The sequence below is a fragment of the Paenibacillus massiliensis 2301065 = DSM 16942 genome, assembly GCF_000377505.1.
GTDB classification, from domain to species: domain Bacteria; phylum Bacillota; class Bacilli; order Paenibacillales; family Paenibacillaceae; genus Paenibacillus; species Paenibacillus massiliensis.
The window spans coordinates 586,404-606,026 of record NZ_KB898186.1; the positions used below are offsets into that span (position 1 = coordinate 586,404).

Annotated in this window: 10 protein-coding genes; all 10 read left to right on the plus strand. The window is 46.0% G+C overall.

Going from position 1 to position 19,623, the window contains the following annotated elements; translation table 11 throughout:
• Positions 1-102: 102 nt before the first annotated feature.
• The 10 genes from D328_RS0106510 to D328_RS0106555 all read left to right on the plus strand — a co-directional run bounded on the left by D328_RS0106510 (position 103) and on the right by D328_RS0106555 (position 19,610).
• A complete protein-coding gene (locus tag D328_RS0106510) occupies positions 103-2,118 on the plus strand; it encodes a DUF5693 family protein (protein ID WP_018884166.1) in 2,016 nt (671 codons plus the stop codon).
• Entirely contained in the window at positions 2,094-3,221 is a 1,128-nt protein-coding gene (gene csaB / locus D328_RS0106515) for a polysaccharide pyruvyl transferase CsaB (RefSeq protein WP_018884167.1), read from the plus strand. The genes D328_RS0106510 and csaB overlap by 25 nt, the downstream gene beginning before the upstream one ends.
• 64 nt (positions 3,222-3,285) lie before the next feature.
• On the plus strand, positions 3,286-3,987 hold the full coding sequence (locus D328_RS0106520; protein WP_081625232.1) for a WecB/TagA/CpsF family glycosyltransferase: 702 nt from the start codon (positions 3,286-3,288) through the stop codon (positions 3,985-3,987).
• 167 nt (positions 3,988-4,154) lie between these two features.
• Positions 4,155-5,282 carry a glycosyltransferase family 4 protein gene (locus D328_RS0106525; protein ID WP_018884169.1) on the plus strand — a complete coding sequence of 376 codons (1,128 nt, stop codon included), beginning with the start codon at positions 4,155-4,157 and terminating at the stop codon, positions 5,280-5,282.
• Between the two features lie 197 nt (positions 5,283-5,479).
• Positions 5,480-9,448, plus strand: coding sequence for an S-layer homology domain-containing protein (locus D328_RS0106530; protein ID WP_018884170.1), 3,969 nt, complete (start codon positions 5,480-5,482; stop codon positions 9,446-9,448).
• 403 nt (positions 9,449-9,851) lie between these two features.
• Positions 9,852-12,974, plus strand: a complete 3,123-nt coding sequence (locus D328_RS0106535; RefSeq protein WP_018884171.1) for an efflux RND transporter permease subunit — start codon at positions 9,852-9,854, stop codon at positions 12,972-12,974.
• A gap of 16 nt (positions 12,975-12,990) precedes the next feature.
• Positions 12,991-14,343 carry an efflux RND transporter periplasmic adaptor subunit gene (locus D328_RS0106540; protein ID WP_018884172.1) on the plus strand — a complete coding sequence of 451 codons (1,353 nt, stop codon included), beginning with the start codon at positions 12,991-12,993 and terminating at the stop codon, positions 14,341-14,343.
• Positions 14,344-14,819: 476 nt separating this feature from the next.
• Positions 14,820-17,189 (plus strand): copper amine oxidase N-terminal domain-containing protein, encoded by a 2,370-nt coding sequence (locus D328_RS0106545; protein WP_018884173.1) that lies wholly within the window; start codon positions 14,820-14,822, stop codon positions 17,187-17,189.
• A gap of 86 nt (positions 17,190-17,275) precedes the next feature.
• The gene (locus tag D328_RS0106550; RefSeq protein WP_018884174.1) at positions 17,276-18,829 is read left to right on the plus strand and encodes a stalk domain-containing protein; all 1,554 of its coding nucleotides are present in this window, start codon (positions 17,276-17,278) and stop codon (positions 18,827-18,829) included.
• Between the two features lie 211 nt (positions 18,830-19,040).
• Positions 19,041-19,610: a hypothetical protein gene (locus D328_RS0106555; RefSeq protein ID WP_018884175.1), complete on the plus strand. Its 570-nt coding sequence runs from the start codon at positions 19,041-19,043 to the stop codon at positions 19,608-19,610.
• The last annotated feature ends 13 nt before the right edge of the window (positions 19,611-19,623 follow it).

A 19,623-nucleotide genomic window follows, 5' to 3' on the forward strand; every position in this document is an offset into this window, starting at 1 on the left:
AACCTCTCATACGGCAAGAGCTGCAAGCCGGAGAGGTTGCCTGTTTATTAGGAAGATATGTATCACAGTGTATTGGTTTTGCAATGATGAGGAGGTACTTTGGTGGTTCAGAAATGGCAACGTTGGAATATCGCTACACGTAAATGGTTATGGATTATAGTCATTCTGGGGCTTGCGGCCTCAATTCCTGTAATTGTGGACAGGCTGGCAACGGAGCGATCCTCCAAGACTGTGGAAATCGCAATGGATTATAGGAATTTGACAGATGTGGCCTCTTATCAGGCCCGTCCACTGGAGTTCCTGGATCAGCAGCTGGACAGATTGCATGATGCAGGAGTTACTACGATGTCTCTTTACGAGAGCACGCTGGAGGATTTTCGAAAAGCACGACGTCTCGTAATCTATAACGAGCAGGATGCTTCCAGACTGATGAATCAGCCGGTGGAGGCGAGTCGGAATTTTACATATGTGCTGTTCACCAGCAACGAGAACGGACAAGCGCTTACTCCATTAATAGAAGAGACCTTCAGTACTTTGGACATTCCAGTACAGCGCTGGGAGCTGAATGGTCTGCCGGGTCTGATCATTGAGGCTGCTCCAGAGGATGCTACGTTGAAGCCGACCCAAGCGGACCCGATTGCCATGGAAAACCTGCGCTCCAAGGGCTTCTTCATTATGCCGCGGCTGAACGACAGTATGCCTTATGACCAACAGAGGATGGAGAGACAGCTCGCGACTTTCCAGCAGTTTGGTGTAAAACGTATTTTGTTTGAAGGTGATGCGGTAAAAGGCTTCGCTGAACAAGCCAATAAAAACAGCTTAAATGGCTTTGCCGAGCTATTGAACAAATATGATATTGGACTGGCAACCATCGAGAACTTGAAGCAACCACAGTTGGGCTTCAACAAATTGGCTTATCTGACTGACTATAATGTTGCTCGCCTATATTCCTTGAGCCAGGCTGATTCTGCTCTGGATATTGAGACATTGGCAGACCGTTTTGCGCTTGCTGCGAAGGATCGTAATATTCGGATCATGTATCTGAATCCAGGCGTAACGCGTAATGTGTCAGAAGCCAAAATCAAGGATTCCCTGGATAATATTGTTCATACTTTGCAAGCTCCAGGTAACGCTATACAGCGGATTGAAAATAATGGCTTCACATTTGGACAAGCTGAAGCTTTCCAGGTTAGCGATTCAGCCGGGCAGCGTTACTTCAAGCTGGGCGCAGTTGTAGGTGCAATCGCCTTGATCTCTCTAATGGTGTCGTTCTTTGTGCCTGTCCTGACAATACCGGCTTTTGCAGCTGGTCTCGTCGGCTCTGCGGGGCTATATGTCTTGAACTCAGCGCTTATGGAGCAGGCGATTGCACTGCTTGCAGCAATTAGTGCACCTACGATTGCTGTGGTACTGGCTGCTCGACAGATTAGCAAGAGTCAGGCGAATGAACCAGAATTGTCAGCTGGTCGCAGATTGAGCAAGTCCTTGACCATGTACATCTGGACTTCTCTTCTCTCTTTGGCGGGGGCACCCTTCGTCATTGCCTTGCTGAATAACATTAGCTACAGCTTGGTGCTTAATCAATTCAGAGGTGTAAGCCTACTCCATCTGGCACCTATTATGCTTGTGGCGATATATATTTTCTTTTACCGTGGCATGTCCATACGTACTGAGCTTCCGAAGCTTCTCCGTCAGCCTGTAACGATTCTAATGGTTATTCTGTTAGCCGTTGTTGGTGCTGTTGTATGGTATTACCTAAAACGGACGGGCAATGCCGGTTCTGTCTCATCTCTGGAAATGAGCTTCCGTACATTCCTGGAGAGTACATTTGGCGTGCGTCCTAGAAATAAAGAGTTCCTGATGGCTCATCCAATATTCATTGCAGGGACCTTTATTGCCCTGAAATATAGAAAAGCGATCTATGTCCTCATTATTGCTGTGATTGGTCAGCTCTCGATGGTGGATACGTTCGCGCATATTCATTCCCCTGCAGATCTGTCGTTGATTCGTGGGGTGCTGGGCCTGGTGCTGGGCTTGATTATCGGCTTGATCGGCATTGGAGTATGGCAGCTGCTAGAAAGGGGTTGGAGGAAATGGTCGCCCCTGTTAAAACAATAGTCATCTCCGGGTATTACGGTTTTCGCAATAGCGGAGATGAGGCCGTCCTCAAATCCGTCCTGACTGCGTTAGCGCGTGCTGGTGAGGAAGCGGGTGTCCGCATTGAGCCTGTTGTCCTGTCGATTGATCCTGAATGGACTACAAGCATGTACGGCGTCAAGGCTGTTCACCGGATGAAGCTTGCTGAGGTACGGAGCGCCATTCAGCATAGTGACGGCTTGATCAGTGGGGGGGGGAGTCTGCTGCAGGATGTTACCAGCCCCAAGACGATTCCATATTATCTGGGTGTCCTCAAGCTAGCACAGTGGGCCAAGAAACCGACCTTCATCTACGCTCAGGGAGTAGGTCCTGTACAGCGTAAAATTTTTCACCCACTGATCAGATCAGTGTTCCGCAAAGCCGCTTATATCTCGGTCAGGGATGAGCAATCTGCAGATCTACTTTCCAGTATGGGTATGGCACGAAGTGGCATTGAGGTCGTACCTGATCCGGTCATGGGTCTACCCTTGCCAGAGAATACGAACGCTGTGTCGGTCAGTGAGTCGAGCATTCTGCCGACGATTGGTGTGTCGGTGAGGTATTGGGATAAGGAACGTCGTGAATTGTCCACGTTGGCACGCGGGCTTCGCCAATTGGGGGAGCGTCAGCGTGTGCATATTCGCTTGCTTCCATTTCATTTGCCGGACGATGTTGAAGCATCGCGTGAGGTCATGGCACAGGTAGGGAGCTTTAGTGAAGGGAGCAGTCAGATCAGTATTGCCGAGGATGTCTTGGATCCGCAGCAAATGCTGCTGGAGGTCAGTCGTTGTAATCTGGTGATAGGCATGCGTCTGCACAGTCTGATCTATGCGGCTTCTCGCAGCATTCCTCTGCTTGGAATATCGTATGATCCGAAGATTGATCATTTCCTGAAGCGTTTGGATAGCGAACCTGTTGGGACTACAGCTACACTTACGGCGGAACAACTTGCAGCTGAGGCAGAGCGTATCCTTCAATCTCCTTCGGAATGGATACGAAGCAGGGAAGCCAAGATTCGTGAACTGCAGGAAGAAGCACGCAGACCGGCGGAACGAATCGTTCATTATTTGAGGAACAAAGGGTGAAGGAACAGTGAGACAGTCAGAGCAAGTGCCGACCATATCGATCTTCGGGTTGTCAGTATCCCGGATGAACATGAAGGATACGGTGGAGTATTTAACAAAGGCTATACAATCCAGACAAGTACATCAAGTGATTACGGCTAATCCCATTATGATCATGACAGCCCTGGAGAACCCGTCATACATGCAAGTCATGCAGAATGCAGAATTGCTGGTTCCGGATGGGACAGGCGTCGTATGGGCGGCCGAGAAGGCGGGAAGTCCCGTGCCTGAGCGCGTAGCAGGTTTTGATTTGTTACATGAATTGCTTCGCGTCGGTGAAAGCTACAAATGGCGGGTGTATCTGCTGGGGTCTACCAGCGAAGTGATTGAAGCAACGGCATCGCGGTTAAAAGAGCTTTATCCCGAAGTTGTGATCTGTGGGCTTCGAGACGGTTTTTTTGGACCGAATGAGGATCGAGGGGTTATTGAGCATATTCGGAAAGCTGAACCGGACCTGTTGTTCGTAGCTCGTGGAGCCGATACGCAGGAGCCGTGGATCAGCCGTTACAAGCAGGAATTGAATGTTCCGGTCATGATGGGTGTTGGTGGAAGCTTCGATGTGATCTCTGGAAAATCCAAACGTGCACCCAAGATTATGCAAAAACTTCGTATGGAATGGCTGTATCGTCTAATGAAGGAGCCTAGCCGCTATAAAAGAATGCTTGCGCTGCCGAAATTCGCAATGAAAGTGCTGCGTGAGCAAGAAAACATGACGAAAGCTAGGTAAATAGCCTGAATTTGCGTCTAAAACCGCCTAAATTGCCATAAAACGAAGGTTGGTATTTGGAATCGTTCGGAGTATAATTCAATGCGGTTGGGTCCGATTCAGTTGATGTGATGTGTTGGTTAAAAATTGAAGAGGATTCGCTTTAAAATTGGGGGTCGAATGATCAAATGTTACCGATCTATATTATTGGATTTATCGCTGCACTTGTACTAGCACTAGTCCTGACACCGCTGGTTAAGAGGTTTGCTATTCGGGTTGGCGTTGTGGATGTCCCGAATGCCCGCAAGGTGCATACGAGGGTTATGCCTCGACTAGGTGGAATGGCTATATTCTTGGCCTTCATTATCGGGATACTGGCTGTGCTTCCATTTGTTCCTGACGGCGTACTTACGACCCGGGATATTAACTTCATTCAGGCGTTTTTGGTTGGTGGAGCGATGATCACGATACTCGGTGCACTTGATGACCGTTTTGATCTGAATGCGAAGCTGAAATTCGTCGTACAGATTGCTATTGCTTGTATGGTTGTATTTGCTTTTAATATTCGTGTGGATTTTGTAAATATCCCATTTGCTGATTCTTACTCCTCCCTTGAGGGATGGATCGCTATACCGCTAACAATCTTCTGGATTGTGGGCGTAACGAATGCCATTAATCTCATTGATGGGCTGGATGGCTTGGCTGCTGGCGTTTCCGGGATCGCTATCAGTACGATCTTCGTGATGTCCCTGCTTATGGGCAACATTGCGGTTGCTATGCTTTGTCTGGTGTTGCTGGGCAGTATCGTTGGATTCCTGTTCTTTAATTTCCACCCGGCCAAGATCTTCATGGGTGATACAGGCTCCTTGTTTCTGGGCTTCTGTCTTGCGATGCTATCGCTATTAGGCTTCAAGCAGATTGCTGTAGTCTCCTTTATTACTCCGCTGATCATTATCGGTGTGCCATTATCGGATACATTTTTTGCGATCGTTCGTCGTAAGCTGCAGAAGAAGCCGATTTTCTCACCTGATAAAGGGCATCTGCATCACCGCCTGCGAGAGCTTGGCTTTAGTCACAGACAGACGGTATTGATCATTTACGGCATTGCTGCTTTCTTCGGTGTGCTGGCTGTGATTCAGTCGTCTGCGGCATTATACGAAGCGAACTGGGTAACGTTCGTGGTGATTTGTATCATGATGTTCTTTTTGCAGCTTGGTGCAGAGATTATCGGGCTCGTCGGCAAAACAAAGCGGCCTATCATTAATATGCTGCTGCGTCTGAAGGTAAAGCCAGAATCGCAGCGTTCGAAATTATAATTTGATCATAAATAGCAACCTGTGGAGTAGAGCTAAGCTCTGTTCTACAGGTTTTTTTGCATTTTGGCTATTTATTTTCTCATACTTCTCCTCTCTCTTTTTTGTGAAATTCCTAAAATTATGCATGTTTATTGCCGATAAAGAAAATATGTATCAATGCGTACCTAAGGTGCGACAGACTGAAGGAGGATAATGATTTGAAGCGAATATTTTCCATGCTTTTGACGGTTGCCTTGGTCATTGGCATTTTGCCGGCAGGCTGGATGGGATCGGCAAGTGCTGCGGGGACGTTTTTCATCTTCCCTGACCAGAGCTATGACATGAATTTGCCCAAAATTGTAACCACAGAGCGTGTTACATTCAAAGGGTCCATTAACGGAGTAAGCAGCAATTCGATCTCCTACAGTGTAGTTCAGCTATCTAATGGTGTGGCTACGAATAACAAATCCGAAAATCTTAGAACAGGCTTGTCTTTTGCAGGCTCCAATATTACTGTAACTGATCTAAAGCTGTACTCTGGATTGAACAAGATTACATTCTTCAGTAATCAAAATTCCTCCAACATGCAGGACGTCATCTATATCGAGTATCAGGATGGTCCCAAGCTGTCCAATCTGACAGCTACACTCGGTGATCAGACCGAAGCTCTTCCCGAAGGAATTACCACGGTTCTGGTTGATGAAAATAATACCGGTACTGATTCGGTAAGAGTCATTATTAAAGGTACTGCAACAAATGCAACAAGTGTTACTTTATCTTCAAACTTGAGTAATACAACCTATAATGTGTCCAGCTTTAATAACTACACATTTACTGGATCAGTTACCTTGGCTCCAGGGAGCAATAATGTAACCATTAAAGCATTCAACGCTACACAAAATGTAGTGGCTAATCGAGAGATTACAATTTATACAGGGAATCCGGAGTTCTATGATGTAGTGCTGCAACGAGATGGTAACACCTCGGCAGATCTGTCTACATCGCCAGACTTCACAGTATCCTCAGATACAGGAGTTCAGATCTCTGGTAAAGTACTTGTTCCGACCGGAGGTACCTTCCCGGTTGTTAGTCAAGTCAAAGGTACTTTCAGCAACGCGGATCTGACATCTACAGAAGTTGCTATGACTACCGTGGATGCTGGAGTTACAGGCGGCTACAAGACCTATACCTTTAGCGGCACCGTTCCGGCAGGCGTAGGCTTTGATAAGCGTACAAGAGTGGGACTGGCTGTGGATTATGCGGATAGCACGACTTCTTCTGCCACTCCACTCCATTTCACATTGCGGAACAGCACGATTCCTTATATCTACAGTGTAAATTATCTGCCAGATTTCAATTCACAGTTGCTGACAAGAATTAACGCGAATGATAATGCGGCAATTAATTCAGCCAAAACTTTAACAGGAACCTCCATGAAGGATACGACAACGGATGTTCAATCCTTGCCGGTAGGTATGGAGTTCATTATCGTGAACGGTACAGGTGATCCTCAGCTGTCACCAATCTCTGGTTTTACAGGATCATTGGTAGTACCAGCATCTCTGAAGAGCACAGAGACTCGCGTTATTAATGGTAAATCTACTAGCGTGCAAAAAGTAATTGGTTACCTGGCAACTCTGCCGAAGGAAGGCACGAACAATCTGAGTTTCTATGTAGGTTCAGACCCTACTAAAACTGTAGATGCAACTGTGAACCTTCTGTATGGACCATTTGCCAAGTTCAATAGCATTTATGATGGACAACGTATTGAGCTCGATACATCCAAGGGCAATACCGATACGGCTAAGCTGACGGCTATGGGTAACTTTGCAGGTCAATTGTTGAATATTCCATCTTCGTCGAGTGTAGTGTACACAGGTACTAACAAGAACTTGTTCCTCTACATTAACAATGTAGAAGTGGAGCTTAGCCCTACTACAGGTGGCTTTACATTGAACACTGCTGACAATGCCAAGGCTGCAGGTGCCTTGAATGTCGGTAACAATGAAATCAAGCTGGTGTATCGTTCTGCGAACGGTTCCTATGAGAATACGATCAATGTTGTATTTGCACAGACCAATATTCCAGTTATTCCATTCCCGGGTACACAGGGCGTATTGCCTTATACCGTAGTTAGTGGACTTGGAAGCGTACCGGAGTATAAGGATATCGCACCTAAGACAACAGACAAGAACTTCATCAAGGTGAATGATAACCAATACACGACAAGTCAAGGAACAATGAACGTCTTTGGTACGTTCCAACTCGTTGATCTGGGCAAATCGGAGGGTGATGTACAATCCGAGGTAGATCTCGTTACGAATCGCAATAATTACATTCTCGAGATTACTCCATCCGGTGGAAGTACTACGACATGGACTTTGAATGACGAGTTTATCTCGGCTAATAACAAAAGCTTTGTCTACAATACTGGCAAAGCTATTGATAACTTGCTTGTGTACTACCATCCAGACAAGAAGTATTTCAGCTTCATCTTGCGCAATCAGGAGATTCCAAAAGACGGATCTGCTGTAGTCTACAACATCGCATTGTACAATAACGGAAAAGGTGGCCCATCTGCTACATTCCGTCTGCAGGTGTCGGGGCAAACTACTGGCTTTACGCTGCTGCGTCCACTGCCTGAGAAACGTATTCTGAATCAGAATTTCGTAGAAGTTGTGGTTGATGCAGGAAATGCAGAATCTGTTGTTGTCAACAAGGTGGTTGCAGAACAAACAGGATTTGATTCCGATTATGATGGTACGGTTAACTATCCTTCCGCATGGAAAGCCATTGTTACAGGGCTGAAAGCGAACACGGACACTAAAGTGACAGTAACTGTAACCTCGGGTGGCGAGAAGGTCGACCAGACCTTCACCGTGAGATATGTACCAACGAACATTCCGGGTGCACAGTACATGGAAGCTATGAAGACGTCCCATAAAATCTTTGATGGTGATGTAACTCTGGCATTCCCGAGAGGAACCAGCTTAATCCGTCGTGATTATGACCAACCTGCGCAATTTAAGAACCAAGTTTTCGCTGGTCATACCTTGTATTTTGCCATTGCGAATAGCACAGATGGTGTGGTAGACCGTCATGAGTTCGAGACAGAAGCTGACTTGAGAGATATTCAGGACCTGATTTCTGATGGAGCGAGATTCTTCGGTCAGGGCTTCCCTGAAAAATTCATCAAATCTAGTCCGGTATACTGGGTTGATGCAGGTACGGCTGACGATATTTTCACAGATGCTTATGATCCAGTGAAATATGGTGCTGATCCGTATCAATTGCTGGATAACAACTTGAACAAAAATACTCCAATCAAGAGCTTCTATAACCGTGTACCTGAAAATGAGCTCGTGCCTTCCAAGACGGCTACACTAACATTGAAATACGATGACAGTGTTGCTCAGGATGCAGGTAAGGGAATAACGGTGTTCCGTTTTGATCCAGACATCAAAGCTTGGCAGAATATTGGCGGTGTAGTGGATGACAAGAAAAATACCGTTAAAGTTCCGTTTGATCGCTTCGGATACTATGTCGTTGGAAAAGTAGGCGAGACTTACTCCGATATTATCGGACATGCTTATGCCAGAGAGTTCCTGGAGACGATGTATGCGAAGGGTGTTATGAACCCTGTTGATCCTGTGAACCGTTTTGGACCAGACTTGTACATTACAAGAGGCGAGTTCACAGCAATGATTGTTAAAGGACTGCAACTTCCTCTGAACTACAGTGGAGCGAAGCATTTTGATGATGTAAGCAGCTCTTTGACGACCGTTACACCAAGTGCATTGTTTGATTTCAGATATATTGAGACAGCTGCTCGTGCGGGTATCGTAAAAGGCTCTCAGCCAAGAACATTCGGTCCTGAGAACCCGATTACTCGTCAGGATGCTGCCGTGATCATTGCCAAGGCGCTTGACTTGAAGCTCGAAACCAACCGTGATAAAGTCACTAAGGATCTGACGAAATACTTCAAGGATGCGAGCTCCATTGACTACTACGCACAGCCTTCTGTTCTGGCTATCGCGAAGAAGGGCCTCATTGCAGGCTCACCGATCGATGCTAGTGACCCTAAGGCTGGGGCTAATTTCAATCCTACAGCGTTGACGCTGCGCGGAGATGCCGCGATTATTATGGCGAGAGTCATGATTGATAAGAAATTGCTTCCTAAGATGTAATCTAGCGTTCCCTTTATACGCTTCATGCCAGATGGCTGAGGCGTATAAAGGGAAGCTTTTTTTAGATGATAGGATGTTGTAGTTTTCAGCCGAGCTGAAACACTCGATTATTGCAAGAAAAATTTCCACTAAATGCGGTCTGACTTCTAAGAAGACTCATCAATATTAAGTTTTTCTTACATCCTCTAACCGGGGGATATCTCCATTTGACCGGGTGTACAAACCTGTGCAATAATGAATTCAAATGTAGGTTTTTTTTTGGTATTTTATTTTAAAATGTAACTATTATAAAAAAATACGTTTTATCTAGAGCCAAACTGAAACCTGCTTGTATTACTGGCGTAATACCAGTAGATGTAGTAAAAAAACCAGAGCAGATTCATAGTAATTGGGGAGTGGTGAGATGTCACAGTTTTCCATCCGTCGTCCGGTCACTGTATTCATGTTGATAGTGACCCTATTAATTGGAGGCGGAATATTCGCATTAAGACTTCCAGTGGAGCAGATGCCTGATATTAACCTGCCGATTGCGGCCGTTGTTACCAGCGCACCGAACTCTACACCGAGTGAAGTCGAAGAATTAATCACGAAGCCGATTGAGGGTAGTCTGGCATCCGTCCAAAATGTTGATACCATCAGTTCACAGTCGTCGGAGGGTTCCTCCATGGTTATGATTCAGTTCAATTGGGGGATTGATCTGGATCAGGCGTTGCTTGATGTTCGCGACAAGATTGACTCAGTCAGAGGTAGCTTGCCGGACTCAGCGAACTCTCCCCGTATCCTGAAGATCGACCTGAATGCAACGCCAATTATCAATTTGAGTTACACAGGCGATATGGATATCAACACCTTGAAGAGTATCGCTACTGAGACGATACAGCCTGAACTCGAGAGAATTGGCGGAGTTGCGTCGGTATCGGTTGCTGGTGGTCAGGATCGTATGATTCGGATTACGCTGGACCCGGGCAAAATGCAGGGCTATGGCATCACACTGGATCAGGTAAGCCAGATGTTGTCTGCTAACAATCTGTCTGGTTCTGCCGGAGCAGTTACCCGGGGCGATACAGAAGTACAGATTCGCGTGCAGGGTGAATATCAGGCCGTCTCTGAAATTGGAGAAACGCTGATACCAGCAGGTAGCGGAACCGTGAGATTGAAGGATATCGCGTCCGTCGAGGATGGTCTGGCAGATGTTGAATCCATCTCCACCTTCAATGGTAAGCCGAGTATTAATATCGGCGTCACAAAAGCCTCAGGAGGCAATACCTTGTCGATTGCTGGCGCAGTCAAGGACAAACTCGATTCAGTTAGAGATAAGCTACCTGCAGGTACGGAACTCACGCTCGTAACTGATGCTTCAGTACCAGTGAGTGACTCTGTGCATTTGCTTGTAGAGCATGCGATTTTGGGTCTGGTAATTGCTTCGGCAGTGCTGCTCTTGTTCCTGAACAGTCCGCGTTCTACAATTATTGCAGCTATAGTTATCCCAATTTCCTTTATTGCAACATTCATGATGATGTACTTTACAGATCAGACTGTAAATATCATCTCACTTAGTGGCTTGCTTCTCGGACTCGGCTCCTTTGTCGATTTTGCCGTCGTAATTATTGAGAATATATTCAGGCAAAGACATGAAGGCAAGAGCATGCTACAGGGTGCGATTGACGGCTCCAAGCAGGTAGGTAATGCGGTTATGGCCTCCGCTTTGGCTCAGATCGTCGTGTTCCTGCCAATTGTCTTCGTAGATGGTATTGCGGGTGAGATGTTCAAGCCACTGGCGCTGACGGTTATCTTCTCGCATATTGCAGCTCTGGTCGTATCACTGATGATCGTTCCAATGCTCAGCTCCATCTGGCTTCCTAAGGTGCCTGACGAGTCGATCTACACTTCCGGTACATACCGTGGAGCGAACCCGATCATTTGGTTCAATATCGGATTTGAGAAATTTAAGACATTCTATACCAAAATATTGAAATGGAGTCTTGGTCATCGTAAATCGATTATTGCTATTACGATTTTGATGTTCATTGGTGCAGGGATGCTGATGCCTTTCGTTAAGGCTGAGTTTATCCCGTCAGAGGATCTGGGTGAATTCACCATCAGCGTGGAGATGCCTAACGGAACGAAGCTTGAGGAGACCGAGAAGGTCGTTGAACAGATTGAAGCCGAAATACAGAAAATTGCCGAGCTTGAAATGGTAACTGCTACCGTAGGTAACTCTGGAGGCTTCAGCGCTGGAGGAGGAAATACAGCAAGCTTTAACGTTACGTTGTTGGATGAACGTCTGCGTTCCACGGATGAAGTAGTTAGTGAACTTCGTGGTAAGCTGAATCAAATTCCAGAAGCAGACATCACCATTGATGCTACTTCGGGCCTGGCGACAGGTTCAGCCGTCCAGATTAACCTGCAAGGTGATGACATTGATGTGCTGCGTGAGCTGTCAGATAACTTGGTAAATGAAGTGAGTAAAATTGAAGGGGTAGTCAATGCTACAAGCTCGCTTGATGCGGTGCGGGAAGAATACGAGGTGCTTGTTAACAAGCAGGTTGCTTCACAGTATGGTCTATCTGCCTCGCAGATTCTCTCTACGGTCCGTACTTCATTTAATGGGTCAGTAGCTACGTCATTCCGCACGGGTGACGATCAGATTGACGTCCAGATTGCTTTGCCGAAGGAGTATCAGCAGGACTTCTCTTACCTGGAGAATCTACGTATTACGACTGCACAGGGCATTGATGTGCCTTTGCTGTCTGTGGCCACGCTACAGCGTGTAGACGTACCACAGACGATTACTCGTAATAATCAAGTCAGACAAGTAGAAGTAACAGCAGGATCTGACGCAAATGCCAATGCAGTCGAGATTAACCAAAAGGTAACTACACTGCTCAATAATCTGAAGCTACCAGAAGGATATACTGTGGATACTGGTGGTGGTCAGCAGGAGCAGATGATGGAATCCTTCACTAGCCTGGGTATTGCAATCCTGTTATCCGTAGTATTGATCTACATGGTTATGGCTGGACAGTTCGAATCCTTGTTCACACCGTTCGTTATCATGTTCTCCATTCCACCGACACTCATTGGAGTAATCATTGGTCTGGTTGTTACAGGTACAAGTCTAAGTATCACGGCCTTTACTGGTTATATCATGCTTGCAGGGCTCGTGGTGAACAACGCGATCATTATGATCGATTTCATCATCCAGCTTCGTCAGCAGAACATAGAGCGAGAGGAAGCTATTCTCATGGGCTCCTCGGAACGCTTGCGGCCAGTCTTGATGACGACGTTATCGACTGTACTTGCTTTGTTGCCGATGATGCTTTCAACTGGATCTGGTAATGAAACGATGGCACCTATGGCAGTCGTTGTAGTCTTTGGTTTGTCATTTGCATCTGTCATTACACTGATTCTGATTCCAGTTGTATACTTGATATTTGATAATATGATTGAGAAACGCAAAAATCGTAAGCTGAAAAGACAGCAAAAAAGAGAAGCCAAGCTGCTTAAACGCAGTGTTCAGGTTTAAGTGAGGTGGGGGAACCGTGAAGAAGAAAAGTATTGTGTTATTATCTGCTTTAGCACTGTCGGTAGCCTTGGCGGGTTGCACAGGAGGAGAGCCTCCTGCTGCAGCTCCTGAGGAGTCACAAGCGATATCTGTTGAGGCATCACAGGTGACGCAAGGTAGCATTAATGATGAGGCTGGTATTATCGCCAATCTCGCGGCAAATGAGACCGTACAGGTCTCTCCTAAGGTTAGTGGCAAAATTCAAAGTATTAACCTGAAGATTGGTCAACAAGTAAAGCAGGGAGATGTGTTGTTCACACTGGATCCTAAGGATACGCAGGACAGTATCAGACAATCTGAGGAATCTTATCAGGTCGCTCTTGCGAACTTGAAACAGGCAGAAAGCGGCTATCAGCAATCTGTACAGCAGGCTAAATCAGCAGTAGATCAGGCGAAAAGTGGTCTAACCCAACAAAAAAGTGCAATTGGACAAGCGCAAAATGGAGTTACTGATGCAGAAAGTGCATTGAGAGATGCGCAGAATGCTGCACAGCGTACCCAGCAGTTGCATGCAGCTGGTGCTGTATCTCAATCTGAGCTGGAGCAGGCACAAACGGGCCTGAGACAGGCTCAAAGTGCACTGAACAACGCTCAAATTGCGCTTAGCAATGCACAGACTAGCTTAGAAAGCGCGCAGACCAGTTACGACAATGCTCAGAAGTCCTACCAACTGGCGCAGCAAAGAGCTGGAATTGAAGTGGCACGTGCTTCCGCCAATCAATCCAAAGCCGCTCTGGATACTGCACGTAGCCAGCTTGCTGACCTTACAGTGAAGGCCCCCATTTCGGGGAGTATAGCTGCTGTTAATGGCACAACCGGCCAAATGGTAGGTCAGAGCGCTGTTGTTACGATTGCGAATACCAACCCTATTTTGGCGAAAGTCAACTTATCAGAAAGCGATATCCAGAAAATTAGTCTGGGCTCGCCGGTTACTGTAGGAGTTGCATCATTAGATGAGCGGATCGAGGCGAAAGTGACGGCTATTAGCTCCGTTATGGACAATGATCTGCGTGCATACCCTGCGGAGATTTCTATCCCCAATAATAGTGGGGCTCTGAAGGCTGGGATGATCGCGAATGTGTATTTTAGGACTGAAGGTGAGCAGGGCTTGTTGGTGCCTCAGAGTGCCATTGTGGAGCAGTCTGGTCAGAAGTATGTCTTTATAATAGAAGGAACTGTTGCAAAACGTGTAGAGATTAAGCCGGCAGCAGAGAGTTCCACTCAGGTTCAAGTCAGTGAAGGTCTTACTGCCGGACAGCAGATTGTCACTAAAGGATCCAGTATGCTGACAGATGGGGCAACCGTCAATATTGTGAACTCAAATCAATAAAGAATAGAATGTCCGACTGTCTCTCCGCATATGCTGGTATGAGGGGAGGCAGTCATCTTTGTTCGGTCTTTGCTTTACTATTTCTAGCGTCTATCACTTGTCCAAATTAGGGTTAATAGGAAAAAGTTGTTGGGTGACGATAGAATAGGTTTAATAGTATAATTATGACTAAAGGAAGCATGGTACATAATTTTTTAAAAACATTGAAAAATTTTTTTAAAAAAGACGCAACTTTTTAGAACCTGCTCACGTCTAATTGTGTGAGTATGGTACAGAGAGGTTACAATGGGTTACAAATTCGTAAAGACAAAAAACGCTAAAAAACTTCTTTACGACAATGTCATCGCATTGTATAATACTGGAGTAAGTTGTGGCCATACGCTTTCTATGAATTTTGATTCCAAGCTTCTGTGATATTGTCACAGATATCATTTTATAAGGGTTAGGTAAAGCTCGGAAAGGAGGTGTAACGACTGATGAGTGACAAGATCCGACACAAAGAAAAGAATATGGATATGCATGATATTCAAGGAGGAGAAAAAAAGGTTATGACAAAGTTTAACAAAAAGATGATCAACGTGTTTGCAACTGCAGCTCTCGTAGCTGGCGTAGCAGCACCTGTAGCAGCTATCACTGCTCCAACTGCAATTCAAGCTGCTGGTAACGGCACAATCACTGCAACTAATGCTCCTACAGTTAGTGACAATGGCGACCGTGCATTCGGTTCCGTTCGTTTCACAATTACTGAAGGTACTACACTGAAAACTGGCGATGCAGTAGTTATCACTCTGCCATACGACCTGCCAGAGATCAGCGCAACTGGATCTACTTACAACACTGTAGGTAACCAATCTTATGATTTCTCCGCTTTCCCAATTGCTGGTTCTTTCAGCAACGGTGTTAGCCTGAACACTAGCAACAATGTTAACGTAACAGAAGGACAATTCTCTGCTCAAGTGAATGACTCCGACCGTGTTACTGTAACTTACAACGGACCAACTACTGAAGTAACTGGTGACCCAGCGATCTTCACACTGCGTCTTGGTAAGCTGGTTGTAGGCGATGACGAGAACGGTGCAGCTGAAGTTGAATTCCAAGCTCCAACTAACAGTGTTTTCCCTGCTGGTAAAGCAGTAGTTGGTACAGTGAATGATTCCAGCGACGTGAACCTGTCCTTCAAGAGCCTGGATACTTCCAACAACAAGTTCACACCAACAATCGTAATCGAAGAGCCAACTGCTGGTACATTCGACAGCAGCACTGAGATCAAAATCAAGCTGCCTAACGGTTATACTTGGACTGAGCTGCGTGGAAACGTAACTCGTATCTACGGTAATGCTGATGCTGCTGGTCTGCGTTTCACTAAAGGCGACAACGATCGTGAACTGACGATCAAGTACGCTGGTGCTGCTTCCACTCAAAATACAAAGTTCGAAATTCCTTTCAACTTTGAAGTTGACAACAGCACTTCTCTGAAAGCTGGCGACATTACCGCTCGTATCTCCGGTAAAACTAACACTAACGTGTCTAGTGCAAAAATCGGTACTTACGGCGACTACGGTACTGGCATCACTGCAACTGATGCTCCTACCCTGACTGCTGGTAAAGCTGAGCAAGAAATCGCTGACATCACTCTGAAAGAGAACATTGGCGAAAGCTTGATCAACAACCGTACAGTTGAATTGACACTGCCTGAGGGTGCTGCATGGCAATCCGTGTTCGAAGCAGTTTACGACCAAAATGGTGTAGTTACTAACCCTGACTACCGTGGACTTGAAGCTCCAGGTGGAAAAGATACAATCAAGAACGAAGACATCACATTGAAATTCGATGGATACACTGGTACTGACCGTCGTACGGCTAAGTACACTGTTATTTCCTCCGGAACTGACAGTGCTGAGCTGGACTTCGAAGATATCGAAATCGCGTTGGCTAGTGACTTCACTGGCGACCTGAAAGTAACTTTCGGTGGTACTTCCGGCGTAACTGGTGATGTACTGGTTGCTAAAGTTGTTTCCCCACTGAGCGCAACTGCTGCTTCCAAGCCAAACGTTAAGATCGGTGCTACTAACCAAGCTGCTTCCGAGTTCACGCTGACTGAAGGTCAAGCTGGCGCTCTGAAAGACGATGGAAGAGTAGTTCTGGATCTGCCATACGGCGTATACTTCAACGGTACTCCAACTGTTGCAGTAACTGGTGGCGATGCTGTAATCACTAACGTGAGAACTTCCGGCGACCGTAACCAACTGTGGTTCACTGTTGATTCCGAAAGCGACACAGCTAGCACAATCAAAGTATCCGGCGTTAACCTGGAACTGGATCGTACAGTACCAGAAGGCGACGTAGTAGTTGAAGTTCGTGGTAGCGCAGTATCCGAGACAGAAGTTTACACAAGATGGGCTAACAACAAGCCAGTTGCTTCTGTAGCGATCGCTAACACTGCAACTCCAGCTCCAACTGATCAATCTGCTGTTGAAACTGTATTCACACTGGGAAGCACTTCCTACAGCGTGAACGGTGAAACTAGAACTGCTGATGTAGCTCCTTACAGCGAAAACGGACGTACTTACCTGCCAGTTCGTTACGTTGCTGACGCTCTGGGTGTTACTCCGCAAAACATCCTGTTTGACAAAGCTACTTCCACAGTTACCCTGCTTAAAGGTGACCGTGTAGTACAAATCAAACTGAACACAAACCAACTGATCGTTAACGGTTCTGTGATCGCTATGGATGTTAAAGCAGTAACTAAAGACAACCGTACAGTACTGCCTATCAGATGGGTAGGTCAAGCTCTGGGCGCTAACGTAGCTTACGACGAGACTGCTAAAACAATTACTGTTAAGTAATTAGTTCTCATCTATTCTTAAATAACGAAAAAGGGGTTCCTTATGGAACCCTTTTTTCAATAATGAAAGACCGGAGGTAACCATACATGAAACGTTTAGGCTCTGCTTTTTTGTCGACGTTGCTGCTATCTTCTGCAGTAGCAGGAGCTGTATCGGCACAAACGGCAACGACTCCTATCCGCGTGCTTATTAACGGAGTTGAGCAGTCATTTTCACAGCAACCATTTAAGAGCAATGACTTAACACTTGTTCCGCTTCGCTCTATTTTTGAGGGAATCGGCGCTGAAGTTAGATATGATGCTGCTACAGGTAAGATTACTGCAATTAAAGGTACAGATACTTTGAATTTGCAGAAGAACTCAAATTTAGCTTACAAAAACGGAGAATCCATTCGACTGGATGTAGCTGCACAGTCCGTTAACGGTTCTACGTTCGTGCCATTACGATTTGTTAGCGAATCGTTAGGCGCCAAAGTAAATTGGAATGCCGCCAATTCAACGATTGAAATTACGACGGAGTCTACTACAGCTCCTGTAGGCGAAGTAGGAACTACACCTAGTTCTGATAACCTTCCAACACCTACTACGCAAGCTACTTATGAGACCAATACGGAGCCTTTGAAGCTTGAAGATGCTGTAGCAATGGCTATTAAGAGTAGTAATAAGCTGAAGACTCAAGAAGCCGCATTACAACAGCAAAGTAACAAGCTAGATGATGCTGCGGACGGTATTGATTTCATACCTCAACCACAGGGCGGCGCTGTAAGTGAGCAGGTGAATGCTGGATACAATGCCTATTCACAGATGCAAATTGCCTACTCCAGTGCTCAGAAAAATCTAGAGATCGCTAAAGACGCTTTGAACTACCAAGTCAAGAGTGCTTATAATGACATTATCAGCAAATTGGAAGCAAAGCGTTTGGCTGACTTGAATCTTGAAGATGCACAAAGAAGTCTGCGCATTGTACAAGTTAAGCGCTCCAATGATATGGCTAGTGACTTTGATGTCACGCAGGCAACCTCTAAGGTACAACAACAAGAAGCCGCTCAAGAAGTGGCTCAAAAAACGTTGGATACTTCATTCCGTGAGTTGAATTCTTTAATTGGCTATAAGCCTGATCAAAGATATGCAATCGTAGACATTCCTGAGTTCAGTGTGTTCGAGAGTGATCTTGAAGCCAAAGTTAGCCAGGTCGTGACGGGAAGTCCAGCTGTGTGGCTTGCTGAGCGAGGCGTAGAATCGGCTAATTTGAGCTTTGACTACTTCGTATTCACAGGCTCGACTGCAAATTCGTATGACAACACCAAGATTGACATTGAAAAGGCCAAAATTACTTCTGCTGATACCAAAAAGCAACTTGAAGATGGTGTGAGAAGTATGTACAACAAGATCAAAGAGCTGGAGACACAATATGCTCAACTGCAAAGCGGTAAAGTAACCGCAGAGAACGCATTGAATGTCGTGAAGAAGCGTTATGATCTTGGCATGGCTACCGAATATGAAGTGTTCCAGGCACAGCTGCAACTGGAGTCGCTAAAGAACCAAGAAGTGTCCATTGTTATCGGACTGGACAACCTCAAGCTGGCCTATGAGAAACCATGGGCAGCATCCGGTGGTGCTTCTGCATCTGCCTCAGGTTAAGGTGTTTTCTTACGCAGGAATGGTATGAAAAGTAATAAAAGTACTCGCTATCATCCCCTCATGTAGGGGATTTTTTCTTGTCCAAACCGTGGATTGCCTTTATAGTTAGGTTAATTAGAGAATATCCCTCCCTGCATAGATTTGTAGTTAAAAGGGCTGACAGAGGGACACATCACTGTAATACACATAGCTAGGCAGTAAGGAGGACTTTATGAAATCGACTTATAAAATTACATTAGCGGCGTTCCTGATCGGTGGAGGCATTGTAGCAGGCACCGTCATGAATAGCTCCGTAGATGGAGCCTCCAGCGGAGGCCAACCTGGAACTGCAGATGATCCAGTGGTTACGAAGAGCTATGTAGATCAGCAGATCGCCAATGCACTGAAAGATGGCAGCTCAGCCGGATCGTCTAGCGCACCAGCAACTACGACACCAACACCAGCACAGACCGGCAGCTCTAATAGTGCAGCTTCAGGCGGAGCATCCAATGGTAATACATCCTCAGGGGAAGCCATTAAAGTAGTAGAGTTGACGCCAGGTAAAAAGCTGCTTGCAAAGGCTGGTGCAGAATTCATCGTGAGAAACGGCCGTGCAGTCGTATATAGTATGGATTCCAGTGGCGCAATCGATATTACAGATGGCAAGGAGATTTTTCACAATCAGGCAATTATGAATAATCATCTTATATCCTTCCCAAGAGATGACCGTGGTATTCAAGTCAAAGAAGGCGAGACCAATGGTATTGTCGTAATGGTAAGAGGCGGATACAGTGTACAGTAAGAGTCACATTAAT

Coding starts and splice junctions, on each gene's coding strand:
- csaB (WP_018884167.1), top strand. CDS start 2,094: ATGGTCGCCCCTGTTAAAACAATAGTCATCTCCGGGTATTACGGTTTT.
- D328_RS0106520 (WP_081625232.1), top strand. CDS start 3,286: ATGAACATGAAGGATACGGTGGAGTATTTAACAAAGGCTATACAATCC.
- D328_RS0106525 (WP_018884169.1), top strand. CDS start 4,155: ATGTTACCGATCTATATTATTGGATTTATCGCTGCACTTGTACTAGCA.
- D328_RS0106535 (WP_018884171.1), top strand. CDS start 9,852: ATGTCACAGTTTTCCATCCGTCGTCCGGTCACTGTATTCATGTTGATA.
- D328_RS0106545 (WP_018884173.1), top strand. CDS start 14,820: ATGAGTGACAAGATCCGACACAAAGAAAAGAATATGGATATGCATGAT.
- D328_RS0106550 (WP_018884174.1), top strand. CDS start 17,276: ATGAAACGTTTAGGCTCTGCTTTTTTGTCGACGTTGCTGCTATCTTCT.
- D328_RS0106555 (WP_018884175.1), top strand. CDS start 19,041: ATGAAATCGACTTATAAAATTACATTAGCGGCGTTCCTGATCGGTGGA.